We start from the raw sequence: 24,810 nt of genomic DNA, 5'->3' as shown, positions 1-24,810 counted from the left end.
TCGAGATAATGCTTGTGGGTCTATGCCGTTGCCTGTAAGACATGGCTGTCGATTGAACACAACATTTTGATTGATTTCGCAGGAACACCACCGATAACTACATTCCCTTCGGGAAAGCTTTTGGTGACAACGGATCCGGCGGCAACGACAGTTCTCGGGCCTAGGATAACGCCAGGTAATAAGACGGAATTCATTCCAATCCAACAATTTTCCCCAAGGACTATGTCTTTGGCGTCCTCGTGTGCATCGAGGTCGGTTAATCTGTGGTTGGCAGTAATAAGTCCCACGTTAGGACCAATGTAGCTTCCGTGCCCAATATGAATCAACCCCTTGAAGTTCTGAAAATACGTGCCTGGTGATTGGAAATTATTCAAGTCATCAGGATGAAAGAAGATATTCTTCGCATTTGACACATGACAAGTCAATCCTGTTGGCCAAGGACGTGGCACGCCGAGGCGTAGTATATTTCTTATCCAAATGGATTTGAGAGCCCACAAATAACCGTCGTAACCAATATCAAAATAACGACCTTCTAGATACTTTCTTTCAAAAAAGAGAGAGAGCACCAATTTGAGAAATGGGCGCATTTTGGAAGCAATGATTTTAATAGCGTTCCTCATTATGCTGCCTGCTTCAAAATAATACGAAGAATCACGGCAATCAGAGTCCAGCCAATCAGCGAAACGGAGCCGGCTCTATAGGTTCGTATTAAATCCTTGATTCCCATGCCTGCTGCTCGCGAAAACATCCAACAACAGACAATATAGAAAAGACCACCAGAAATGGCATAGAATTCGGAAAAATGATCACGCGCAAAATGAGCCGCCAATCCCATTGCTCCGAGGCGAATTGCCAAACCGGATACTGTGAGCGCGAGCATTGGCCTTTGTCGACCAGTTATGTGCATCACCATGGAGATAGGAGAAGACATGAGCTGAAAAATGAACCAAGGAGTCATCCACATGACAATTTCGCCAGCCCGCTCCCAATTTTGGCCGAATAGCACTGAAAAGATTTGAGGTGCAAGGATGCCGATGAATAACAAAGGGCCAACCCCGGTCCTGAGCAAACCGCCCAGTACCTCTGCACTAAATGATCCTAGAGTTCCGGCTCGCAACTCCTCGGGTGCCCTGGAGAGATAGACCTGCGCGATTGAACCGCCAATTAACCCCATTGGCGCAGCCATGACACGCGCCGCCAGCGCTAAATAGCCTGCCTCTGGTCCCATCACCAATGCAGCGATAATGACTACCGGAAGTTGAATTCCAGCACTATTGGCGACCGCTTCGAAGGTGGAATATTTGGGGAAGCGGTCGTACTGTCGCAAAGTGCGGCGCATTCCGGACCAGCTGATGCCCCGAAAAGCCGCGCGATCCTCATGAACCGCATCGCGTCCCAGGGCTAGCAGGCCGGCGCCGCTACTGATCGTGTAGCCCAGCAACAATCCGAGAGGTGCAAACCCCGCCCAACCCAACCCGACTTGGCTTCCGGCACCTCCAATGGCTTGGGTCATACGAGTCTTGGCAATAGTGCCGAACTTCCTCTTGCGCGTTGACCAGAACTGAATTGCGGCGTGCGAGCTGGTCAGCCAAATTCCTAAGGGCAGCAGCCATAGGTAAGGACGTAGCGCGGCCTGACCAACTAAATCGACGATCTGTCTTGGGAACAACCAAACGGCGAGCGCCGTCAATATGGTCACCACAAAAGAACTGCAAAGTGCCAACGCAAGCAAGTTGGCGGCATCTTCGTCGCGCTCCGGCATCGGAATCGCGATCTCCAAACGCAAACAGGCTACTACAGAGATGATGGTTAAAACTGATACGTAGACCGCGAAGACAGTGAAATCGTCGGGCGCATACAGACGCGTGATAATTGGTAACACTAGAACGTTGAGCGCCTGCGCAAACGCCGTTCCACCTACCAGAACGCCGACCGAACGCACGAAGCCAGTGCGGCTGAACGATTGCATTTTCGCGCGCATCGCAAAAAGGGCGCTTTGAACTGGCATCGAAGACTAGTCCGAGATCAAAGCCGAGACGATTGCCTTTTGGTCGGTTTCGGTCAAATATGCATGCATCGGCAAGCTCATCACCTGCCCAGCCACTTCATTCCCGACAGGTAGATAGGCCTGTTCTTCAGCAACGGCAGGTTGCTTATTTAGCGGAATCGGGTAATGGACCGCCGTAGGCACGCCGGCCTGCTTCAGTCGAGCTTGCAGATCATTGCGTTTTGGAACCCGCAGGGTGTATTGAGCATAGACACTCTTGTTGTGGACCTCGATGTACGGCGTGACGGCCACACCAAGCTGACCCAATAGACGATCGTATTCGGCAGCAACGCGCTGGCGACCGGCGATCTCGTCATCGAATATCTCCAACTTAGCGAGCAAGACAGCGGCCTGCAGGGTGTCTAAACGGCTGTTTACACCAACACGGATATGGTGATAGCGCTTGTCTTGTCCATGCCGAGCTATCTGCCGCATGACCTTGGCCAGTTCGTCGTCGTTGGTAAAGATGGCACCCCCATCGCCATAGCATCCCAGTGGCTTGCTCGGGAAGAAGCTGGCGCATGCAATGGTCGAGAGGTTGCAGCTCTTGCGCCCCTTGTAGGTGGCGCCAAAGCTTTGCGCAGCATCTTCGATCACTGGGATGCCGTGCCTTTCGGCAATGGCGTTGATGGCATCGAAGTCGGCGCACTGGCCGTAAAGACTCACCGGAATGACGGCCTTGGTGCGCGGCGTGATGGCGGCCGCCAGCAAGGTCGGGTCCAAGTTGTACGTACGCGGGTCAATGTCCACGTACACCGGCTTGGCACCCAACAGGGCCACAGTTTCAGCAGTGGCAATGTAGGTAAAGCCGGGTGTGATGACTTCGTCACCCGGGCCGATACCTAGGGCCATCTGTGCAATCTGCAACGCATCCGTTCCGTTCGCACAAGTGATGCAGTGTTTGGCGCCGGTGTAAGCGGCAAGCTTTTCTTCCAGCTCAGCCACTTCGGGGCCGAGGATGTACTGGCCGTGGGCCAGCACACGCTGGATGCCGGCATCGATCTGGTCTTTGATGCGGACTTGCTGCGATTTGAGGTCGATGAATTCGATCATGGTGTTTTCGGCTCAAACTTGGCCACGAATTGGCCGTCAAGCACATAGCGAGCGCCGGTGTGTGGACAAAGAACTTCGCCCTCGCCTTGCAGGGGCAACGCGAGTTGTTCGCCAAATTCACTCATCCAGCCGATTTGCCGAGCAGGCACGCCGACCATGAGGGCGAATGCGGGGACATCCTTGTTGACAACGGCACCGGCGCCCACGAAGGCGTATTCGCCCACCGTGTGACCGCACACGATCGTGCAATTGGCGCCCAGCGTGGCCCCCCTCTTGACGAGAGTGCGACGGTATTCGCCCTTGCGGGTGACGGCAGAACGAGGGTTGTAGACATTGGTAAACACCATGCTGGGCCCACAGAAGACGTCGTCCTCCAAAGTGACGGTGTCATAGACGCTGACGTTGTTCTGGATCTTGACGTTGTCGCCGATGTTGACGTCGTTGCCCACATAGACGTTCTGTCCGAGCGAGCAGCGCGCCCCGATACGGGCCTGTGCGCTCACGTGTACCCAGTGCCAGATGCGCGTGCCGTCGCCAATCTGGGCACCTTCGTCAACGATGGCGCTGGGGTGGCTGGAGTAGGTCATGGTCGATCGGGCCCCAGGTCAGGCAAGGCGCCGAACAAAGGGATGAACTTCACCTTGCTCGCCCCCGACTCCAGCAGCGCTGCGGATGACGTTCACAGTCTCGACGCAGTGGCGCGCGTCATTCAATCCATAGCCACGACCGGCCAGGATCTCCTGATAGCTGGTCGTGTGCAGGTCCGTGAAGCCCTCGGAAAATTCCAGTTGCTCGCCGCTGATGTCGATGTTGCGGTAAGTGGACTTCTTGCCTTTTACGTCGGCCGGGAGGTCGTTGGAATCGATCGACAGGAACCAGCGCACGCGGGCCCGTTCGTACTCGAGGTACCCGGCCGCCTTGGCCACACCACTGTGATGCACCACGTTGCGTTGCAGCTTGCCGAAGATGAAGTGCAGCATGTCGTAGAAGTGCACGCCGATGTTCGTGGCGACGCCGAAGGACTTGCGGTTGTCGCCCTTCCAGCTTTCCATGTACCAATTGCCGCGCGAGGTGATGTAAGTCAGCTCCACATCGAACTTGGTATCGGCGGGGGCTGCCGCGACCTTGTCGCGCAGCTTGAGGATGGCGTCATGATGACGCAGCTGCAGGATGTTGAAGACCCGCTTGCCGGTTTCCTTTTCGATCAGCGCGAGCTCGTCGATCAACTCGGGAGTGGGTACCAGAGGCTTTTCACAGATCACGTCGCAACCTAGACGCAATCCGGCAGCAATGTGGGGGTGGTGCAAATAGTTGGGGCTGCAAATTGCCACATAGTCGAGCGTGGTGGCAGCGTCGCGCTTGAGTTGATGCGCATGCTCATAGAACCGCTCGAACTCAGTGAAGAACTCGCTCTGCGGCGAGATGCTGTCAATGATGCCCACCGAGTCGTTGATGTCGTAGGCCACCGAAAGGTGATTGCCGGTGTCCTTGATGGCGCGCATGTGTCGCGGCGCGATGTAGCCGGCGGCGCCGACAAGTGCAAAGTTTTTCATGTCGAGATCGAACCTGGATTGTCGGGTTAGAGACGAAAGACCGTGAAGCCGGCCTCGATCGCTTGGTCGCGGTTGTAGAGGCTCTTGACGTCGGCCATCACCGGCTTGCTGCCCCGGCACATGGGGCGCAGATCGGCGGGCGTGGACTGGCGATATTCGTTGTGTCCTACTGCCACGATCAATGCATCGACAGGGTTGTCAGCATCGATGCGGCCGAGTTGCAGGCCATATTCATGTTCCACGTCCTCGGCGCTGGCCCACGGGTCAACGACCACGACCTGGGTACCCCAGGCTTCAAACTCGCGCACCATGTCCACCACTTTGCTGTTGCGGATGTCGGGGCAGTTTTCTTTGAAGGTGATACCCAGCACGCCAACACGGCAACGCGGTACGTCCATGCCGTTCTTCAACATGAGCTTGATGGTGTTGCGCGCCACATAGCGTGCCATGTTGTCGTTGATACGTCGGCCGGCCAAGATGACTTGCGGGTGATACCCCACCTCTTCCGCCTTGTGAGTGAGGTAGTACGGATCCACGCCGATGCAATGGCCTCCGACAAGCCCGGGGCGAAACGGCAGAAAGTTCCATTTGCTGCCTGCTGCCTCCAATACGTCCAGCGTGTCTATTCCCAAGCGCTCAAAGATGACGGACAGCTCATTGACGAGCGCGATATTGAGGTCACGCTGGGTGTTCTCGATCACCTTGGCAGCTTCAGCCACCTTGATGCTGGTGGCCTTGTGAGTGCCGGCGGTGATGATGCTGTTGTAGAGAGCGTCGACGCCATCTGCCACCTCGGGCGTGCTGCCACTGGTGATCTTCTTGATCTTGGTGAGCGTGTTGACCTTGTCGCCAGGATTGATGCGCTCCGGGCTGTAGCCGCAGAAGAAGTCGGTGTTGAACTTCTTGCCTGAAAACCTCTCGAGCACCGGCACGCACACTTCCTCAGTGGCACCGGGGTACACCGTGGATTCGTAAATGACTATCGCGCCTTGAGGCATGACACGTCCTACGGTCTCGCTCGCTTTCACAAGCGGGGTCATGTCGGGGCGATTGGCCTGATCCACCGGTGTGGGAACCGTCACGATGAAGACCTTGCAGAACTCCAGATCCTTCGAGTCGCAGCTGAAGGTCAGTTGACTCGCGGATTTCAGATCCGCGTGGCTGACTTCCAGAGTGCCGTCCCGCCCGCCCCGCAGTTCAGCAATGCGCGCAGCATTGATGTCAAAGCCCAGCACGGCTCGCCGTTTGCCAAACTCGACAGCCAAGGGCAGCCCAACATAGCCAAGTCCGATGACCGCAATCGTTTCGTTGTTCAAGTTCATTTGTTGTTCTTTGAGTTCTGAGAGACACGACATGCCGGCCTCTCGGCTTCGGTGGCTCGCTCAATACTTGTAGTTGGTGTACCTGTAGCCGCCGTACTTGTAGCCAATGCCATACCCATAGCGCCGCTTCGACATGTTCAGTCCGTTGAAGATGACGCCCTTCGCCTTCACGCCGGTATCGAGCAGGCGCTTGGCCGACTCCTGCAATTCGCCCAGGCTCGTCACCTCTGCTCGTGCAATCAGGAACACCGCACCGGCAAGTGGCGCGAGGATGGCGGTATCAGATGCCGCCAGCACAGGCGGCGTGTCGATGATGATCAGGTCGTAGTGCTGCGCCGCCTCCTGCACCAGGGCCGGGCTCGCAGGCGTCATCAGCAATTCGGCGGGGTTCGGCGGCAAGATGCCAGTCGAAAGAAAGTCCACGTTGGGCGCCACTTGCCGATGCACCGCTTCGTCGAACTTGACGCTGCCGCTCACCACTTCGCTCATGCCCCGTTCGCGCGGCAGGCCGAAGTACTGGTTCAGGTGACCCTTGCGCAGGTCGGCGTCGATCAGCAGCACCTTCTTGTTGGCCGCACCGAGCACCGCCGCAAGATTCACGCTGGTGAACGACTTGCCGATGCCGGGCGTCGGGCCTGTGATCAGGATGATGTTGTTGGCCGCATCGAGCATCGCGAACTGCAGCGCCGTACGCAGGCTGCGAAGGCTTTCGACCGCCGGTTCTTGTGGCGCCGCCACCGCCAGCACATGGCTGCCCGGCACTTTCTTGCTCACTTCCTGTGCCTGCCGCACCTGCGCCTCGGAATGCGGAATGCTGGCAAACACATGCAGACCGGCGCGCTGCTCGATATCAGCCGGGTCCTTGAGTCCGGGGCGCAGGCTGTTGCGCAGGAATGCCAGCGCAAGGCCCAGCAGCAAGCCCAGCACGGCTGCCAGCGCAACCACCAATGCGCGTTGCGGCTTCACCGGCTTCCTAGGAACGGCGGCCACGTCCACGATGCGCACGTTGCCGACCTTGCCCTCCTTCACCAGGCGCAGTTGCTGCGACGAGTTGAGAAGGCTGACATACAGCTCGTTGTTGACCTTGACGTCACGCGTCAGGCTCAACAATTCCTGCTCGATGTCGGGCAGCGTCTTCACGCGGCTGCTCAGTCCGCCCAGTTCGGCATTGATGCTCGCGATCTGCGCATCGAGTGCCTTGATGCTGTGATGCTCGGGCGTGTACAGCGCGCGCAGTTCCTTGCGCTTTTGCTGAAGCTCGAGCAGGCTGGTTTGCAGCTTGACGGATTGCTCCAGCACCAGCTTGCCCTCGGTGCCCAGGTCGAACGTGCTGTTGCGATTGCGAAACTTGTTGAACTTCGATTCAGACGCTTCCATCTGCTGCCGCAACTCCGGCAGGAACGAGCCCAGGAAGTTCAGCGACTTCTCCGCCTCGGCCGCCTTGCGTTCGATGTTCTGCCGCACATAAAGCGAGCCGATTTCGTTGAGCACGCGCGCGATTTCCCTGGCGTCGTCACCTTCGAGGGTGGCCCGGATCACGCCCGACTGCTTTCCCTCTTCGGTGATCCTCAGGTCCTTCTGCAGATCCTCCGTCACATTCAGCGGCAGGAAGCGCGTCACATAGAACTCCGCGCCGGGCTTGCCCACGGCTTCGACCACCAGAAGGCTCCCCTTCTCGCCGTCCACTGCATAGGCCAGGGGTTGGCCGACGCGCCCCTGACCCACGACATCACTGTCGGGTGACAGCAGTTCGTAGCCCTGGTCGACAAGGCGTACGCGAAAACGCTTGCCTTCCAGGGCCTCAGGCACTTCGAATGCCGCGACCTTCAGCGATTCGTTGCCGCTCACGAAACCACTCAAGCCGAGAAACCCCGGACTCGACGGCTCCTTCGCACGCTTGGCAAGCCACCGGCCCAACACTGGCAGGTACTTTGGCGTGACTTCCACGTCGAGGTGCAAGTTCTCCACCACCTGACCCACGACCAGGCGCGAGCGGAGGATCTGCATTTCGGCCGATGCCGGCGAGCGGATATCGAAGAGACTCGAGGCCTGGCCCAGCATGCTGCCCGCCATATCTCCCTTGCTGTCCTCCACCTGCACCATCGTGTTGGCTTGGTAGATGGGCGTGCTGATCAGCGCATAGGCCAGCCCGATCAAGGTCGCAAAGACCATGACCGAGGCAATGAGCCATCGGTTGTCTAGCACCACATCGAGCAGTTCGAGCAGGTTGATTTCGTCTCCGGCGCCGGCTTGGCGTTGCGTGCCGGGCGGATTTGGCTGTGCGGGATTCATTAACGGGAAGCTTGGAAAGACGGTGATGGGTTCGATGCGCGACTCAGCTCAGCTGCCGGATGCGCGGCACCCAGGCGCTGACGCCACGGGAGATATCGGCATAGGCCGCTTCGAATGCAGCCTTGGGCTGGCGGTGGGGGTCGGCGATGTCGAACTTGTCGAGTTCGCCCAGGCGGAACACCTTGCCGCGCACCAGCGGAAACCGCTGCTCGAGTTCGGTCTTGTGGCCCTGCTCCATCACCAGGATCAGATCGGCGGCCTGGCACATCCAGTTCGTGATCTGCTGGGCGCGGTGGGCCGAGAGGTCGAGCCCTTGGGCCGCTGCCACTTCAATCGACAGCGGATCGGCAGGGTCGCCCACCAGTGCGCCCAAGCCAGCGGACCAGACCTTCATCTGCGGAAATTCGCGAGCCAGCAAGGCTTCGCCGATGGGGCTGCGGCAGATGTTGCCGATGCACACGACCAGGATGCTCTGCATCACTTGTACATCGTGTTGCCGACGTTCATGACCTGCGCGCTCGGCAGGATCATGCTGATGACGCGGTTCCAGCGCACCAGTGCGGCGGGGTCCACGTACACGACGTCGCGCGGCTTGAGCTCGAAGCCTTCGGCCATCGCGTACGCCACAGGCGACTTGGCATCGAGGTGGTAGATCTCGGGCGTTCCGTCGGCGCGCGAGCGCACGACGTAGATCTGCCGCGGCTCGCCGGTGGTGGTGCTCACGCCGCCGGCCTCGCCCAGCGCTTCGTTGAGCGTGAGACGGCCGTTGCGCAGCGGTTGAGCCATGGGTCGCGTCACCTCACCCATGACATAGACCTTGGCGTCGTCGCGGCTGTACACGCGCACGAGGTCGCCGCTGCCCAGCAGAATGTTCGCAGGGTTGACCCCGAGGGCCGTGAGCTGCTGCATGTTGACGACGGAGGTCACGCCATCGCGCGAGATGGAAACCATCGAACGGTCGGCATCTGTGGCAAAGCCACCGGCGCGATTGATGGCCTCGGGCAGCGTCATCGGAATGTCGTTGACCGCCTGCAGGCCGGGTGTGCGCACTGCGCCATCGACGTAGACACGGCCATTGCGGTAGGACTGGATTCGCACCGTGAGCTTCGGCGCTTCGAAGAACTTCGCGAGGGCCTTGGTCAAGCGCTCACGCACCTCGTACTCGGTGAGCCCGCCGACCTTGAAGGGGCCGACATAGGGAAACTGGATCAGGCCATCCGCGCTGACGTTGTAGCCGTTGCTCACGGGCGAGCCGCTGGTGGCGTCGGTCGTGAGCGATCCCGCCGGCGCCAGCACGAGATCCGGGTGGTCCCACACCACGATGTTGAGGATGTCACCAGAGCCGATGCGATAGGGCTTGGCCACCCCGTACAGACGCTTGACATCCTCTCCGACGTCGGTCGCCTGCGCGGCGCGCTGACGGCGAATCAGCTCGGGTGTGATCTTCTGCAATGCGCCCGCCGGGGCCGGATCTGCAACGGCATCCATCGCCGTTGCCGACGTGCGTGCATCGTCGTTCGGCGCCGTCTCGTCGAAGCTCATGCCGGGCGCAAAGGCGCAGCCGGCAACCAGCGCAACAACAGACGCCAGAGCCGGCCACCGGGCGATCGGAAGCAGCGAGCGCAGCAAGGGAGAAAACGAAGTGAGGTGACTCGAGGTATCCATGATTTCTGTAGCGGCCTATTGGCGCGCGGCACTGCGAACGCGGCGCATGTTGTCTTCGAAATAGACCAGGCCCGCGCGATCCGAATTGAAGGTGCGGTCCAGCGCCGATGCGGTCGACGACACACCTTGGTTGGTGGTGATGTAGTTGCTGCTTTCCTGGATCACGGTCTCGACGCCATACGACCAGCGCGGCGAACCGGTCACCTGGATGTGGTGCGTGGGATTCATGTCCTTGCGCGGCGTGAGCGGGATCGAGAGTTCGATGCCGGCGAAGGAGCGCGCCTGGCGCTCCCAGTCGAACTTGGTTCGCCGCACGTAGAGCGTCACGGCGACGTCGTGGAACCACTGCTTGATGCCGAGCCTGACGCCTCGGTCGTTATACAGAAACTGCCCCGCCGTCGCTTCGAAGTAGGTGTGCGTCGGCGTGTAGGCATAGCGGTAGTTCGCCAGCAGCGAGCGCGAATGGATCGGGAGGAAGCGGTCGTAGTCGGTCGTTCGCTCGAAGCGCCCTCCTTCCACGCTGAACCGGTTCCGGCCGTCGCCCGGCTCCCAGCGCAATTCGCCGAAGGCCCCGCGGTAGTTGCTGTCGAAGCGGCCCGCCGCAACGTGCGCGGTGACGGCGTTGAGGCCCCAGCGCGCGGCCGTCTCGCGATCGGCCTGCCCAAACAGGCGTTCGACCGGAATGCGCGCGAACTGATGCAGGAGCACGCGGTCGGTCGCGTTGACGATGCGGCTTCCGCCGAACACCTCGCCGTCGCGGAAGTCCGAAGATTCAGCAACCGGCGCGACGTGACTGACCTCTGCATAGCCTCCCTTCCACAAGGGCTGCTGCACGGTGGCGCGAACGCCCACCGAGTAGTCGAACACGCCGTATTCGGTAGCGAGCGTGCTGCGCACGACGGGCTGCAGCATCAGTCGCGTGGTGGTCCAGCTCGGAGCGGCGCCCTGGACCACCCAGGCGGCCTCATCGAGCGTGGCATCGAGTGCCGTGGTGCCGGGCGTGTAGAGCCGCGCTGCCGTGCATGCGGGCGTCTCCATCGCAACCCACTGCGCGAGGCAGTCTGTGCGGCCGCGCGCGCCGACGATGGCAATTTGTCGCTGGGTCAGCACCAGGCGGTAGCCGACACGGACATCCGCCAGCTGGCGCGCGATCACGCCCAGCGCGACGCCGAGGCCGTCGACGCTGTTGACGTTGTAGGTGGCGTTGTTGACTTGAATGGCGACGGCGCCGTCGGGCAAGCGGCCGACTGCGATGTCTTCGAAGCCCTTGGCGCCCAGCGCCTTGGCGAGTGCGCGCAGTTGCGTGTCGCTGATTCGGTCGGTGTGCTCCGCCGGTGTCGCGGCACTCTCGGCCGTGGTGTTCGGCGGCGCAACGGGCGTGGGATCTGCAAGGGGTGCAGCGATGGGCTGCAGGGGCGCAGACGCGGGCAATCCCGCAGTCGAGAATTCGGTTGTGGGGGCCTTCCGCGGCGCGGGCCCGACCATGGCCCCGGGGAGGGCTTCGGACATCGGTGCCGGACCGGATGGCCGCTGCGTCGGCACCTTGTAGAGCGGCACCGTCAGGCCGACGCTCCACCAATTGCGTGCCGTGTGCCCGTCACCTGTCAATCTCACGTTGGCGCCCACATGGGCCGACCACCCGGCAGGGAGCCATTCGGAAGGCGCGAACACTCGCGCACCGGCCCATGCGCTGCCGTCGACGTATTCCACATGGCCTTGCAGCCATGGCAAGGGCCGGTACAGCGCGCTAGCGAATGGACCATCGATCGGCGGTGCGGACGCTCGATTGAAGCGATCGTTCTCACGCCGGGCATAGCCCAGGCTCAGGTCGAGTTGGCGATCAGGGCTGTACGTCAGCACGCCATAGGCGGACCGGAAATAGGTGGCCGCGCCGCCCAGGTCGGTCGCACCGACAGCGGCGTACCAGCGGCCGGCGCGATCGAGAGGAAGTCCGGCCTTGAAGTTGAAGGACAGGTCGCGCACGCCACAAGGCTCGGTGTAGCAATGGGTGTTCAGCGTGCTCGCGGCGATGCGCCCGGAGACCTCGAGATTCGGCAGAAGCCCGAAACCCGCCACGAAGTTGTGCCCGCTCGTGCCGTAGCGGCTGTTGGCAGGGGCGCCCGGCACCTGGTTGTCGTAGGCCAGTGCCGTCGTGCCCCATCGCATGAGGCGCGCAGTCGGCGTGACGGACAAGCCCGAGTAGCCCGCCGAATTGAGCACAGCCTCTTGCTGCGCGAGAGCAGACTGCGTCGCCAGGGCCAGCAGGGCCATGCCTGCGCCTACTCTGTGAACGCGTCCCATCGAATCAAGAAACTTTAAGTTACGTAGAGCGTGGCCAAACGAACCGAAGGGCAGCCTTCGCTGCCCTTCGGTTGGTGAGGCTCACCAGGAGCGCTGTGTGTCAGCCGCCCGTAGCGCCGGTGCCGCCGGTTGCGCCACTGCCCGGAACAGGCAGTGCATCGCCCTTGGCCTTGGCGGCGACGAGCACGCCGGCCTTCACCGATCCATCGGCCTCTTGCATCACCGAAGCGGTGTTGTCGAGAACCTTGTCCAGCTCGGAACCGATCGTGAAGGTGGTCGAATCGAAGTTCTGCGAACGCGCGGCGCTCAGGATCGCTTCAGCATCTGCATCGCTCTTGCCAGAGGCCACGAGTTGTGCCTTCACGACGTCGAGCGCGGCGGTACGGTAGCTGGCTGCAGCGGTGGCAGAAGTCACGTTGTTGGCGAAGGCCGCATCGGCGGCGATCTTGGAAATGAACTGCTCCATGCTGAAGGAGCCGTTGCCGCTGATCGACGCTGCGAGCACGACTTCGGTCATCGTGTCAGTCAGCGGCGTGAAGTTGACCACCGAGCCCGAGAAAAGAACGCTGCGGTAGCTGATGGCGCCGGACTTCGCGGTGCCAATGCAGGGATAGGTGAGCGCAGCCTGATTGGTGGTGTACGCGCCGTTTCCGTTGGTCGTACCAGCGAGCGTGGCGCCGTTGGCGCAGGTCATTGCGACCGTCGCGCCGACAAGGGCCGCGCCCTTGGCACCCGTACCCGTGACCTGAATGGAGGTGCCGGCGCCGTTGCCGCCGCCGCTCGGCAAAAAGCCCCCACCACCGCCGCCGCCGCCGCCGCAGGCGGCGAGAGATGCCAGCGCAACGGCGCATGCGAAGAATTTAGCTCCATCCAATGTCATGATTCTTTTCATTTGAGATTTCGAGGTAGGTACGCTGCAGGTTTGGGGCGATTTGGAGAGCGACACGACCGAAGTGTGTCGAGTTGAATCCGACGCTGCGCGGGGCAACGAGAGTTCTTTTTTCGAATACAACTGTTTCCGAACGTGAGTCTAACAGGGACCAGTCAGGCAAACCCCGGAGACGCGATCGCTTAAGCGAGCCAGCCGATCCACTCACTACCGATCAAATATCAACAAGTTAGACGATGTTTGACGGTTTTAGCGACTTTTGCGCCAAGGCGCCGAGCATGGTCGGACTCAATGACAACGCATTGAAGCTGACCAGATTCGGGCCGGGCATGAAAAAATACCACTCTGTTACAAATCCAATCAGAGTCTCGAAACAAATATTAATTATAAAGTATTACTTTGTGTATGAAATATAACACAAAATTTCCGAGCCATTCTGTCAAGCAATTCGAGTCGTGGCTTCTCGGCTACCTGACTGCAAATCGAATTCAACCGGCGAATTCGACGAATAGGACTAAATCATTCCGCCGTTGATCGAGATCACCTGCCCGGTGATATAGGCCGCTTCATCGCTGGCCAGAAAACCAGCAAGAGCCGCCACCTCCTCCGGCTTGCCGGCACGCTTGACCGGCACCATCTGATTGATCATCGCCGCGTCGAACACCCCATCCGCCATCGGCGAAGCGATGATGCCCGGCGCGATGGCATTGACAGTCACGCCGCGCGCCGCCACTTCGAGCGACAACGCCTTGGTCGCACTGTTGAGCGCCCCCTTGGCCGCAGCGTAGTTGACCTGCCCCCGATTGCCCGTCAGCGAGGCGACCGAAGAGATATTGAGAATGCGTCCCCAGCGCGTGCGCAGCATTGGCAGCAGCAACGGTTGCGTCACACGGAAGAAGCCGTTGAGAGAGACGTCGATGACCTTGTGCCACTGCTCCGGCCGCATTCCGGGAAGCACCGCGTCGTCGTGCACGCCGGCGTTGTTCACGATGACCTGCACCGGGCCGCCTTCGAGCATGCGTTCGCAGGCGATGCGCGAGGCTTCGTCGCTGCGCAGGTCGAACACCACGCACTCGGCCTTGCCGCCCGAAGCGTTGATCGTCGCGGCCAACTGCTCGACGGATTCCGGACGGGAATTGGCGTGGAGCAGCACAGTGGCGCCATCGCGCGCGAGGCGTTGCGCGAAGGCCGCGCCGAGTGCGCCGCTGGCGCCGGTGATCAGTGCACGTTTTCCGGTGAGACTCATGAGGATGCTTCCATGGCAAGCGGCGTGTTCAGGACGACCACCGCACGGCCTTCGGCGAGCGGCCGACCGTGCGCGTCCTTCACCGCGAATTCGTAAAGGATCTGGCTGACATCGCCGGAGATCCGCTGGGCGTGCACGTGCAGCACGCCGGCGATGTCATCGATGCGTTCGACCGCAAGACGCACGTTGCGTGCACTCGCCAGAAAGCCCGCCGAGGGCTCACTGCCCTCCGCGGCGAGCAATCCGCCATGCAACGCCATGGCCTGCGCGGCGTACTCGATCAGGTTCGGCGAGAGCAATCCACTCGCAGTGCGCAGGGGGTTGTCCGCATGCGTATGCGTGCCGGTCGTGCAGTGAATGGCATTCGCGTCCCACGATTCCAGCCGCTCCAGCAGGCACATCGTGCCGCTGTGCGGAATGCACCGGGCGATGCCGGCCTGATCGAGCGTCTGTGGCGCGGTCATTCAATATCCTTCAGATCGGCCACCAGCAGCACGTTGGCGAAGGGTGTGCCTTCGCTCATCGGAATACTCTGCACCGAGAAACCCAGGCGCTCCAGCAGCGCCATCCAATCCTTGAGCGGGCGCCCCCAGGTCGGCGACACGCGATGCCCGCGAATACGGGTCACGGTGCGGTCGACCCACTGGCTGATCGCGAAGCCGCGGCGGCTGTCCGCATCGCCGATGCGCAGGAGCAATCGACCACCGGGCTGCAGCGCATGGCGCACGCGGCGCAGCACGCCCTCCTGCGCGTCCAGGTCGACGTAGTGGAGCACGTCGAGGATCACGACAAGGTCGCTGGGCGGAAGTCCGGCCGAGCACATGTCTGCGCAGACGAATCGCGGCTCGGGCTGCAGATGCCCCACCGACGCCTCGGCCCGCGCAATATCCTTCGGCATGAGTTCGATGCCCATGTACCGGACCGTCGGCGGCGTGGCCGGCCAGTTCGAGGGCCATTCGCCCGCTTGAGCCTGCATGGCGCTCATGGCGGACAAGAGACTCACGAACAAGCCCTGCCCGCAGCCAATGTCCACGACCCGGCCGCGGCGCTCGCCAATCAGGCCGCGTTCGACGAGTCCGCGAAAAACCGGATCGCGTCCCAGCTTGCCGCGCGCGAAATGCCAGGCGAACTTGCCGGCCTTCTTGTAGGGCGCAGTCGCGCGCTCATGCAATCGACGCCACGCGGCGTCCGTCGAGACCTGGGCACTCATGCCGCGAAGGCTTCCGGCAAGGTCACGGTTCGCAGGCCGTCGGCACGGATACGCGCCAGCAGCGGCGGCAGCACGTCCAGCACCACGGCGCGTCCGGCATCCGTGCGCGCGGCATTGCCATCGTGCAGCAGAAGGATGTCGCCAGCCTGCAGTTCGTCGGTCAGGCGCGCGAGCACGGTGCCAGCATTGCCTTCGCGTGTGTCGAAGCCGCGGCGTGTCCAGCTCACCAGCGACAGCCCCAGCCGATGCAGCACCGGCCCCAGGAATGGGTTGCGCAAGCCCGCGGGTGCGCGGAAGCATGTCGCGCGGTGGCCGGTGACTTCCTGCAGCACCTGCTGCGCGCGCGAGATCTCTGCCGCGAAGCCGCGCGGGCCGAGAAATGAAAAGTTGTGGCGATGCCGAACCGTGTGGTTCTGCACGCTGTGGCCGCGCGCCACGATCTCGCGGGCCAGCGCCGGGTATTCGAGCACTCGCTCCGCGATACAGAAGAAGGTTGCGCGCTGGCCGTGCGCATCGAGCAGGTCCAGCACTTGCGGCGTGACCTCCGGGTCCGGGCCGTCGTCGATGGTGATCGCGATTTCGCGCCGTGCCACTGCTGCCTGCGGCAGCCTCGTCACGTTGGGCCCCAGCAGGCTGCTGCGCGGCGTCAGGCCCGCGGCGGTGATCAGCGCGTGATTCAGCACGATCCCGCCGATGGCCCAGGGCGCTGCGCCGGGCACGAGCATGGCCGCGCCGCCGGCGAGCAGATGCCAGCCGACGCTGGCGCGAATGATCGGCGGCCAAGGCCATGAAGGAGAGGCAGGGACGGGAGCGAATTGCTGCATGGGGGAAGGGAGCGTAGCGCGGGGCGTGGTGGATTTTCCCATCAGCGGCGGTTCGAGGCCATGGGCGACACGGCGCGCGCGAAAGCGGCCGACAGCAGCAGTGCCAGCAAGGCGCCGGGCGCAACCACGCGGCCGATCGACGACAGCGCCGGGATGTTGGAGATCGCGATCAATCCAAAGGAGACGACGGTGGTCAGATTCGCCAGCATCAACGAAGCGAGCGTGTCCTCGTCGGCGCGCCCGGTTTCGCGCAACTGATCGAAGAAGAGCGCGTAGTTCGATCCCACGGCAACGATCAGCAGCAGCCCGACCAGGTGCAGGATGCCCAGCGGCACTTGGAGCGCCGCCATGCCGCCCAGCGTGAGCACGACCGCCACCACCAACGGCTGGCACACGGCCAGCAGCCGCCGGCCGGAACGCAAGTAGATGGCAAGAAGTACAACCACCGCCAGCGCGCCCACCAGGACCTGAACGAAGGCTTCGTGCAAGTAGCGCTTGTAGAGGCTGGAAAGTTCCTGCCCCACATTGACGACCTGCACATCGGGAAGACCGTGGAGCGCCGCAGCAAGGCGCCCTGCGTCGAAGCTGGCGCCCGGATGCAGCGAGATCAGCGTCGACCATCCCCCCGCCTGGCGCTCGAACATCAGCGCACTGACCACGGCGTCGAGCGGGCCGCCCTGCAAATCGGTGCGCTGGATCATCGGCTGCCCCTTGGCGGCCTGCACGCCGGCGATGAAGGGTTCGAGGCGCGTCGCAGGCAACGGCAGCCCCCGGGTCGCTTCGGCAAGCCGGGTACGCAGAGTCTCCGCATCGGGCAGGCTCGCAAGGCGCGCCGCTTGCGCCGCCTCGCTGGGCAGCACGCGGGTGACGGATTCGAATCCCGCCAGATCGCCCTTGTCCACCAGCGCTTCGAGACGCGCGCCTGCGGCTTCGGTGCTGCGCAGGACCGATTGCACGTCCGCGCCGTGAACCACGACCAGCGTGCCGCCATCGCTGGCTCCGACGTCCTCGCGCAGTTCGGCATCGAGTTGCTGCGCAGCCTTGGGGACCGGGCTCATCGCGCCGAGATCGGCTCTCCAGAGGTGACCGCCCTGCCACAGAACCAGCGCCAGGGCCGCGACGCCGAGCCCCACGAAGACGTAGCGCAGACGCGGCAGCGCGCGTACCAGGATGCCAGCCACCTGTGCCATCTGCCGCCGCATGCCCATGCCGGTCGCTCCGTCCGGCGCCAGAGCGGGCAGTACGTAGCGCGCGACGAGCGCCGCGGCGATCAGCCCGGCGAGCGAGAACACGCCGAGCTGGGCCAGCCCCGGAAAACCCGAAAACACCAGCGCAGCGAAACCGCAGACCGACGTCAGCAAACCCAGCCTCACCGTGGGCCAGTGAATATCGCGCCAGCGCTGCCAGCCGGTGCCTGGAACGGCGGCGCCGCGCGCCTGGATCAGGTAGTAGATCGCGTAGTCGACGGTTTCGCCGATCAAGGTGCTGCCGAATCCCATGGTCAGCCCGTGCACCCCGCCGAACACCAGGCTCACCGTCGCGGTTCCCGCAACCACGCCGGTGGCAACCGGCAGAAGCGCAATCACCAGCGCACGCGGCGATGCGAAGGCGAGCAATAGCAGCGTGCCCATGACGATCCCGCCGACGACGGCGAGATGGATCGCCTCGCTCTTGATCTGGTCGCGGCTCTGCACCGAGAAGACGGGCGCACCCGTCATCTGCAATTGCGGGCCGGCGCTAGCCAGATCGCGCGTGGCGGCGTCGAAGGCACCCTGCACGCGCGCGATCGCCTTGGCGATGGCATCGAGGTCGCTGCCGGGCGCGTGCGTCGTGGCCAGGATCAGCGCGCGCGGCGCCGAGCGCGACACCCAGACGCCCTCCTCGCTGCGCGGCGAGGTCGCAGGGATCAGGCCTTCTGCGATGCGCTGCGTCTCCCCTGTCGGATCACGCTCCAGCAGCGGTTTGAGCGCGTTGCCGGCGGGTGTGCCGAGCATCGACAGGCTGTCGACGATCGCGTCGCGCAGCCCCTCCGTGGTGAAGCGCTCTGGCGTCACGGCCGGCGACAACTGGTAGCGATGATCGAACACCCACGTGCCCGTCTCCTTCCACTCGCTGGTGTCGCCGTTCTGGACCTGATCGAACAGCTTGCTCTCGCGCATCGCCGACGCCACGGCGCGCGAAACAGAAGCGCGCTGCGCCGCATCCTTGCCGCCCTCGATACCGATGAAGATGGTGCGCGACGCGATGCCGCTCTGCAATTGCTCGATCAGCACGCGCTGCTGCGCATCCGGGCTGGCCGGCAGGAAGGCCGAGAGGTCCGCGCTGAAATGCGTGCGTGCGATCAGCACGACGCCGGCGAGCAGCAGTGCCAGCCAGATTCCCAGCGCCAGCGCGGCGCGCCGGCGGTCGAGTGCCGGAGCAGTGGATGTCACGGCGCGGAACGCGCGGGCGTGCGTGCCGGGCCACCGGTGCCGCGTTCGGGCGTGATGTTCATCACCGAGCGGTCACCGCCGATGAACTCCATCTCGATGCCGAGCACCTCGCCGCCTCGCCCGCTCAGGCGCATGGTGCGCACCTGGGCCGCGAGGCGCTCGTCGACCGGCTGCAGGTCGAGCGTCCAGCTATTGCTGGAACCCGAAAGCGTGCTGCGGAAGTAGCGCTGCAAGCCTTGCGAATTGCCACTCAAGGTGCCGCGCATGGCTTCGACCATGCCGAGCAGTTCCGGCATGCTGTCCAGTTGCAGCGTGCGGGTACGACTGCCGCGAGACAGGGTCAGCGTGTTTCCTTCGACGCTCATGGTTTCGGGGCGCGGCGCGAGCGTGCGCCGCACGAGTTTGTCGGGCGCGGTGAAGCTGAGCACGCCGCTGGCCTCGAGCGGCCCCTCCAGCCCGCGCACGAAGCGCTGCTCGGTGAATCGCGCCTCGCCGCTCTTCTGCTGTGCCAGCAGACCCATCAGTTCGGGCAGGTCGAAGGCCCAGGCGGACGATGCCGACAGGGCCAGCACCGTCAACAAGGCCCTGCACCAGCGGTCAAACCGAATCTTCGAGCCAGAAATCATGGAAATTGAACCAGTTGTACGGATAGGCGCGACACAGTTCCTCGAGCCGAGCCACGTAGCTTTCGAGCGCGGCACGAATACGCCGTTCCCGCTCGACGGGATCGGTCACCCTTTCGCTGAAATCGGCGAGCGGCTCAAACAGCACATCGTAGCGGGCGCCGCCCGCATAGAGCCCCGCCATGAAGAACACCTTGCGGCGCAACAAGGCCGCCAAGCGAAACGGGCCGTCGTTGAAGAGCGCCGGCTTGCCCAGAAAGGACAACTCGATGGTGCTCCCGCGTTGCTGCCCCGCTTCTTCCGGCCCCGCCAGGGTGCGGTCGGCCAGCAAGCCCGCCAGGCCGCCCGAGTCGAGCCAGTCGCGCAAGTCAAGCATGGAATGCGGACGGCCCAACGCGATGATGTGCGGCCGCAAACCGGGCAGGCTGATGGCGTCGAGCACCGCGTTGATCTGCTGCGCGTTATCCGGGTACATCAGCATCGCGGGGCGCAGGCGTTCGGGCGTGGGACTGCGATTCGTGGCCGCGCCCACGGCTTCGAAGCTGCCGACATGCGCGCCGAGCATGAAGGCGCCTCTCCCCGCATTGGTCTCGGCTTCGACCGGCTCGTTGCCGTAGACACGGATGTCGAACAGGTCCAGGCGCCCGCGCAGGAAGTAGAGGCGGTCCAGAACCGTCGAGGCGAAGGCATGCAGCAGACGGTAGCCATCGCCCCACCCGGCTTTCGGCCCGATGACCCGGAACAGATACCGCTTGATGTGTCGCCGGGGCGTGGGAGAGAACAGCAGGAAGTAGAGCGCGATCGGGTGAAGGATGAGGCGCGTCAGCGGCCGGCCGCATTGGATGGCGATCCAGCAGATCACGCGCAACGCAAGCAAGTTGCTGCGCTCCGGCGCGCGCGACCACTCGGCTTGGCGCGACTTCACGTCGCCGGCTTCGGGCCGGCGGTCGGCATTCATGGCTGCGCGCCGACGCCGGGTGTCCAGCGCCCGCTCACGGCGATCACGTCGCCGCAACGCACTTCGAAGCGCAATCCCCGCGATGTGCCGGTTTCGGGGACGAGATCGATCCGGAGCGTGCTGCCCGGCCGCACCGGCGCCAGGAACTTGGCCGCGGCCAGCGTCGGCTGCGTGCCGATGCGCGCGGCGAGCGCGGGAACGCTGCGCACGGCTTCGAGCACTTCGGACACCAGCAGCGCACCGGGCATCAGCGGCTCGCCCGGAAAATGACCGGCGAAAGCGGGATGGTCCACCGGCACTTCGCGCGTGAGTTGCACCGGCGTGCTGTCCGAGGCCAGATGCGCGAGCGCGAATTCGCGCAGCGAGCGCGCGGTGAGCTTGCCCGTGCCTTCGCGCGGAAACGCAGCCACGTGCACCACGCGGCGCGGCACGAAGACCGCTTCCAGCCGCTCACGCAGCGCCGCGATGATGGCGTGCGCGTCGAGCGTCGGCGCCACGACGAAGGCCACCGGGCGCACTACGCCGTCGACGACGTCGTCCGGCAGCCAGAAGGCGCCGTCTTCGATGCCGGGAATGCTGTTGAGGTGGTGATTGAGATAGCCCAACGAACTGCGCCGGCCCGCCACGTGGATCAGGTCGTTGGCGCGGCCCAGCAGGCGGAAGGAGCGATCGTCGACCAGTTCCAGCACGTCGGCCATCGGCGTGGGCTCGGGGATGAAGTCGCCTTCGAAGACGAAGCGCTCGGTGCCGGAATCGTCGTGTTCCGCATGCACGCGAATCTCACCGAAGGTCTCCCAGACTTCGCTTTGCGTCGGGCGGCGGGTCGCGACCTGGCCGGATTCGGTGCTGCCGTAGATCTCGATCAACGCCCCGCCCATGGCCTGCTCGGCCTGGGCCGCCAGTTGCGGCGAAAGCGGCGCAGTCGCCGAGAGGATCAGGTCCACGGGCGGCAACTCGATGCCGGACAGCAGGAGCGTCTTCAAGTGGAACGGCGTCGTCACCAGCGCACGCGGTTGCGGCACGGACGCGAGCGACTGCACGACGTCGGCAGGGAAAAACGGCCGGCCGCTGTCGAATGCGGCCCCGCCCAGCATTGCCAGCAAGGCGGAGGACTCCAGTCCATAGCTGTGCTGCACCGGCACCGTCGCCACCAGCGTCAGCCCGGTGAGCGATGGACGCCCGAGCAGGCTGGACAGCCGACCGACGGCCGCCGCGACGTCGCCCACCAGCGTTCCCCAGGTCTTGGCATGCGGCTGCGGCGCGCCGGTCGAGCCGGAGGTCAGCAGGCTCACGGCATGCATGTCGCGATCGATCCTCGGCACGGTGGCGTCGGATGCCCCGGCGGCAGCGCGGCGGGTTTCGACCAGCACGCGCGGCAGGCCGGGCGTCTCGACGTGCACGTCATCGGTGACCGCGAAGGCGGGGTCGCCGATTTCGTGCAGCCGGGCCAGCGTGTCGGGTCGCGCGTCCGGGGGCAGGAGGCTCGTCTCGCCACGCACCAGCGCGGCGGCAAGGCTCACGGCAAAGGCGTAGCGGTCGACGCAAAGGTTGACGACCGGGCCGCCGGCATGCAATTCAGGCGCAAACTGCGCGACGTCGGCAAGGAATTGGCGCCCGCTCACCGGCACGCCGGCGCGCCAGGCCAGGGGCCGGTCCAGGTCGCGTTCGGCGAGCAGAGGCAGGGATGATTTGGAACTCACCGAGGTGTCCGGTTCAATGCCGCGCGGTGCGATCGACCGGCGCGCCGTAGAAGGCCCGCACTGCATCGATCAGACGGGTGCGCTCGAATTCAGGATGCAGCCGATAGCGCACCAGGTACTCGCCGACGAAAAGCAAGCCGATCATTGCCGGCGTCAGCAGGTTCGCCAGCACCGACCAGGCGGCGAACGAGAAGCTCGCATACACCACCACCGAGGCCACGGCCATCGAGGCGAAGTAAAGCGTCCAGACGAGCGTGACTTGCGAGGTGTAGGTACGCATGGCCGGCGACAGCGGATGCACGCGCTCGGCGAACTGGCCGATGAGAGACAGCCGCCCGCCGCGCAGCGAGCCGCCGAACCAGGCGCACAGCAAGACGTTGATGCCCACGTGCTGGAACACATAGAGCCTGTTCGGATCGCCCGCCTCGCCATGCAGCACGAGCGCAAACAGCAGCACCCCCGCCGCCCCGGCGAACGCCAGGCCCCAACTGCCGAAACGGCTGCCGGCGACGCCCAGCGCGGTCAGCCACAAGGGCCCCAGCAGCACTGCCAAGGCCCACGGCTCCGCCGGGTGGTAGAGCATCATCCAGTGGGAAACACAGGCATAGGCCACTCCCGCAAGCAGCAGGAGCGCCATGCGCCATCGGGACATGGATCAGGAAGCGCCGCGATGCTGCGCGACGTGCGCCGCAAGACTGCGCAGCGACGAGAAGATCTGCTGGTTGCGCTCGTCGTCCGAGCGCAACTGGAACCCGTACTTGCGGGAGACTTCGAGAGCCACTTCCAGGATGTCGATCGAATCGAGTCCGAGCCCTTCGCCATAGAGAGGCGCGGTCGGCACGATCTCGGACGGCGCAACCTCCAGGTTGAGCGACTCGACGAGGAGCACGGCCAATTCATTCTCGAGGGGTGACTGTTCGGTCGCGTCGCCAGCGGCGGGAATGGGGGAATGGGCTGTCAATGACAAGAGGAAACTCCGGGAACGTAGGTGAACTATCGCATGGGGTCGGAATTATAGAAGGCGGGCTTCGCTAGACTGGCTCCCCTGCCAACGAACGGAAACCCCCATGGCCGACCCTCTTCTGATCGCCCGTCACGACACTTTCGAATGCAGTCTGCTGCCAGGCCTCGCCAACCGCCACGGCCTGATCACCGGCGCGACCGGTACCGGCAAGACCGTCACGCTCCAGACCATCGCTGAAAAGCTCTCGAACATCGGCGTGCCGGTGTTCATGGCGGACGTCAAGGGTGACCTGACCGGCGTCAGCCAGAAAGGGAGCATCGGTACCAAGATGGCCGCCACGCTGAAGGACCGCGGCCTCGACCAGCCCGAGCCCGTCGCCTGCCCCGTCACGCTGTGGGACGTGTTCGGCGAACAGGGCCACCCGGTGCGAGCCACGGTGTCCGACATGGGCCCGCTGCTGCTGGGCCGCATGCTCAACCTGAACGAAACGCAGTCCGGCGTGCTGAACCTCGTGTTCAAGATCGCGGACGACAACGGCCTCCTGCTGCTGGACCTCAAGGACTTGCGCGCGATGCTGCAGCACGTCGGCGAGAACGCCAGCCAGTTCACGACCGAGTACGGCAACGTCAGCGCCGCCAGCGTGGGCGCCATCCAGCGCGGCCTGCTCCAGATCGAGGCCCAGGGCGGCGACAGGTTCTTCGGCGAGCCGATGCTCAACATCGCCGACTTCATGCAGACGGAAGGCGGCAAGGGTGTCATCAACATCCTCACGGCCGACAAGCTCATGAACTCGCCACGTCTCTACGCGACCTTCCTGCTGTGGCTGCTGTCGGAACTGTTCGAGCACCTGCCCGAAATCGGTGATCCCGAGCAGCCGAAGCTCGTGTTCTTTTTCGACGAGGCGCATTTGCTCTTCAACGAGGCGCCCAAGGCGCTGGTCGAGCGCATCGAGCTGGTGGTGCGGCTGGTGCGCTCCAAGGGCGTAGGCGTGTTTTTCGTGACGCAAAACCCCCTGGACATCCCGGATTCGGTGCTCGCCCAGCTTGGCAACAGGGTGCAACATGCGTTGCGGGCCTTCACGCCGCGCGACCAGAAGGCTGTCAAGGCCACGGCGACCACCATGCGGCAAAAGCCGGGGCTGGATATCGAGGCGGCGATCACGGAACTCGCGGTCGGCGAGGCCCTGGTGAGCTTTCTCGACGAGAAGGGGCGCCCGTCCATCACTGAAAGAGTGTTCGTGCTCCCGCCCGGCAGCCAGATCGGCCCGATCACGCCGGCCCAGCGGCAGGCGCTGATCGCGAATTCGCTGGTCGCCGGTGTGTACGAGAAGGCGGTGGACCGCGAATCGGCCTACGAAAAGCTCAAGGGCCGGGCCGAAACGGCGCCCGATGCGCCCGTCGTCACCGGAAAGGCAGGAACGGGCACGGCCGCGCCGCAGGAATCCGGCGGCGTGATGGGCAGCCTCAACGAGATCCTCTTCGGTTCCACCGGTCCGCGCGGCGGCAAGCGCGACGGACTGGCGCAGACGATGGCCAAGTCGGCGGTCCGCACGATGGGCACCACGGTCGGCAGGGAAATCCTGCGAGGCGTGCTCGGCGGCATCTTCGGTTCGAAGAAGCGCTAGACATGATGGCCCGTCCTCATCCTCGGAGGCGGGCTGAAGTGATTGGGTAAGAGGGAAAGGGTCTGCCTCCTGCAGTAGTACCGTGGGTTGCGCACTGCGAGTGCGCC

General features: G+C 63.6%; 22 protein-coding genes. 1 reads left to right on the top strand and 21 read right to left on the bottom strand.

Annotated features, from left to right (window positions below):
- Positions 1–20: 20 nt before the first annotated feature.
- From QTI04_RS31070 to QTI04_RS30970, 21 genes are all read right to left on the bottom strand, one after another.
- Positions 21–620 (bottom strand): DapH/DapD/GlmU-related protein, encoded by a 600-nt coding sequence (locus QTI04_RS31070; RefSeq protein ID WP_286619048.1) that lies wholly within the window; start codon positions 618–620, stop codon positions 21–23.
- The gene (locus QTI04_RS31065; RefSeq protein ID WP_286619046.1) at positions 620–2,008 is read right to left on the bottom strand and encodes a lipopolysaccharide biosynthesis protein; all 1,389 of its coding nucleotides are present in this window, start codon (positions 2,006–2,008) and stop codon (positions 620–622) included. Before QTI04_RS31065 ends, QTI04_RS31070 begins: the two co-directional genes overlap by 1 nt.
- A 6-nt stretch (positions 2,009–2,014) precedes the next feature.
- Entirely contained in the window at positions 2,015–3,100 is a 1,086-nt protein-coding gene (locus QTI04_RS31060) for a DegT/DnrJ/EryC1/StrS aminotransferase family protein (protein ID WP_286619045.1), read from the bottom strand.
- Positions 3,097–3,687, bottom strand: coding sequence for an acyltransferase (locus QTI04_RS31055; protein ID WP_286619043.1), 591 nt, complete (start codon positions 3,685–3,687; stop codon positions 3,097–3,099). The genes QTI04_RS31060 and QTI04_RS31055 overlap by 4 nt, the downstream gene beginning before the upstream one ends.
- An 18-nt stretch (positions 3,688–3,705) precedes the next feature.
- Entirely contained in the window at positions 3,706–4,653 is a 948-nt protein-coding gene (locus tag QTI04_RS31050; RefSeq protein ID WP_286619041.1) for a Gfo/Idh/MocA family protein, read from the bottom strand.
- A gap of 26 nt (positions 4,654–4,679) precedes the next feature.
- A complete protein-coding gene (locus tag QTI04_RS31045; protein ID WP_286619039.1) occupies positions 4,680–5,975 on the bottom strand; it encodes a nucleotide sugar dehydrogenase in 1,296 nt (431 codons plus the stop codon).
- A 60-nt stretch (positions 5,976–6,035) separates the two neighbouring features.
- Positions 6,036–8,267, bottom strand: coding sequence for a polysaccharide biosynthesis tyrosine autokinase (locus QTI04_RS31040; protein WP_286619037.1), 2,232 nt, complete (start codon positions 8,265–8,267; stop codon positions 6,036–6,038).
- Between the two features lie 43 nt (positions 8,268–8,310).
- Positions 8,311–8,745 (bottom strand): low molecular weight protein-tyrosine-phosphatase, encoded by a 435-nt coding sequence (locus QTI04_RS31035; RefSeq protein WP_286619036.1) that lies wholly within the window; start codon positions 8,743–8,745, stop codon positions 8,311–8,313.
- Complete coding sequence (locus QTI04_RS31030) at positions 8,745–9,932, bottom strand: polysaccharide biosynthesis/export family protein (protein WP_286619034.1); 1,188 nt, start codon at positions 9,930–9,932, stop codon at positions 8,745–8,747. Before QTI04_RS31030 ends, QTI04_RS31035 begins: the two co-directional genes overlap by 1 nt.
- 15 nt (positions 9,933–9,947) lie before the next feature.
- Positions 9,948–12,203, bottom strand: coding sequence for a YjbH domain-containing protein (locus QTI04_RS31025; protein WP_286619032.1), 2,256 nt, complete (start codon positions 12,201–12,203; stop codon positions 9,948–9,950).
- A 130-nt stretch (positions 12,204–12,333) separates the two neighbouring features.
- Positions 12,334–13,113 carry a hypothetical protein gene (locus QTI04_RS31020; protein WP_286619030.1) on the bottom strand — a complete coding sequence of 260 codons (780 nt, stop codon included), beginning with the start codon at positions 13,111–13,113 and terminating at the stop codon, positions 12,334–12,336.
- A gap of 523 nt (positions 13,114–13,636) precedes the next feature.
- The gene (gene fabG / locus QTI04_RS31015) at positions 13,637–14,368 is read right to left on the bottom strand and encodes a 3-oxoacyl-ACP reductase FabG (RefSeq protein ID WP_286619029.1); all 732 of its coding nucleotides are present in this window, start codon (positions 14,366–14,368) and stop codon (positions 13,637–13,639) included.
- On the bottom strand, positions 14,365–14,832 hold the full coding sequence (locus tag QTI04_RS31010) for a hydroxymyristoyl-ACP dehydratase (protein WP_286619027.1): 468 nt from the start codon (positions 14,830–14,832) through the stop codon (positions 14,365–14,367). Before QTI04_RS31010 ends, fabG begins: the two co-directional genes overlap by 4 nt.
- A complete protein-coding gene (locus QTI04_RS31005) occupies positions 14,829–15,578 on the bottom strand; it encodes a trans-aconitate 2-methyltransferase (protein ID WP_286598930.1) in 750 nt (249 codons plus the stop codon). The genes QTI04_RS31010 and QTI04_RS31005 overlap by 4 nt, the downstream gene beginning before the upstream one ends.
- Positions 15,575–16,402, bottom strand: coding sequence for a polysaccharide deacetylase family protein (locus QTI04_RS31000; RefSeq protein WP_286598931.1), 828 nt, complete (start codon positions 16,400–16,402; stop codon positions 15,575–15,577). Before QTI04_RS31000 ends, QTI04_RS31005 begins: the two co-directional genes overlap by 4 nt.
- A 41-nt stretch (positions 16,403–16,443) precedes the next feature.
- On the bottom strand, positions 16,444–18,834 hold the full coding sequence (locus QTI04_RS30995; protein WP_286619025.1) for an MMPL family transporter: 2,391 nt from the start codon (positions 18,832–18,834) through the stop codon (positions 16,444–16,446).
- The gene (locus QTI04_RS30990; RefSeq protein ID WP_336621919.1) at positions 18,831–19,406 is read right to left on the bottom strand and encodes a LolA-related protein; all 576 of its coding nucleotides are present in this window, start codon (positions 19,404–19,406) and stop codon (positions 18,831–18,833) included. The genes QTI04_RS30995 and QTI04_RS30990 overlap by 4 nt, the downstream gene beginning before the upstream one ends.
- Before the next feature lie 25 nt (positions 19,407–19,431).
- On the bottom strand, positions 19,432–20,415 hold the full coding sequence (locus tag QTI04_RS30985; protein ID WP_286619021.1) for an acyl-CoA synthetase: 984 nt from the start codon (positions 20,413–20,415) through the stop codon (positions 19,432–19,434).
- Positions 20,412–22,115 (bottom strand): AMP-binding protein, encoded by a 1,704-nt coding sequence (locus QTI04_RS30980; RefSeq protein ID WP_286619019.1) that lies wholly within the window; start codon positions 22,113–22,115, stop codon positions 20,412–20,414. Before QTI04_RS30980 ends, QTI04_RS30985 begins: the two co-directional genes overlap by 4 nt.
- A gap of 13 nt (positions 22,116–22,128) precedes the next feature.
- Positions 22,129–22,752: a hypothetical protein gene (locus QTI04_RS30975; protein WP_286619018.1), complete on the bottom strand. Its 624-nt coding sequence runs from the start codon at positions 22,750–22,752 to the stop codon at positions 22,129–22,131.
- Between the two features lie 18 nt (positions 22,753–22,770).
- A complete protein-coding gene (locus QTI04_RS30970; protein ID WP_286598939.1) occupies positions 22,771–23,082 on the bottom strand; it encodes a phosphopantetheine-binding protein in 312 nt (103 codons plus the stop codon).
- Between the two features lie 100 nt (positions 23,083–23,182).
- Between QTI04_RS30970 and QTI04_RS30965 the strand changes: the two genes are divergently transcribed.
- Positions 23,183–24,703 (top strand): helicase HerA-like domain-containing protein, encoded by a 1,521-nt coding sequence (locus tag QTI04_RS30965; RefSeq protein WP_286619016.1) that lies wholly within the window; start codon positions 23,183–23,185, stop codon positions 24,701–24,703.
- The last annotated feature ends 107 nt before the right edge of the window (positions 24,704–24,810 follow it).

Origin of the sequence: Variovorax sp. J22R115 (assembly GCF_030317005.1) — a bacterium.
Lineage (GTDB): Bacteria > Pseudomonadota > Gammaproteobacteria > Burkholderiales > Burkholderiaceae_C > Variovorax.
The sequence above is the reverse complement of the archived record's forward strand: the minus strand, read 5'-3'. Positions and strand labels throughout refer to the sequence as shown.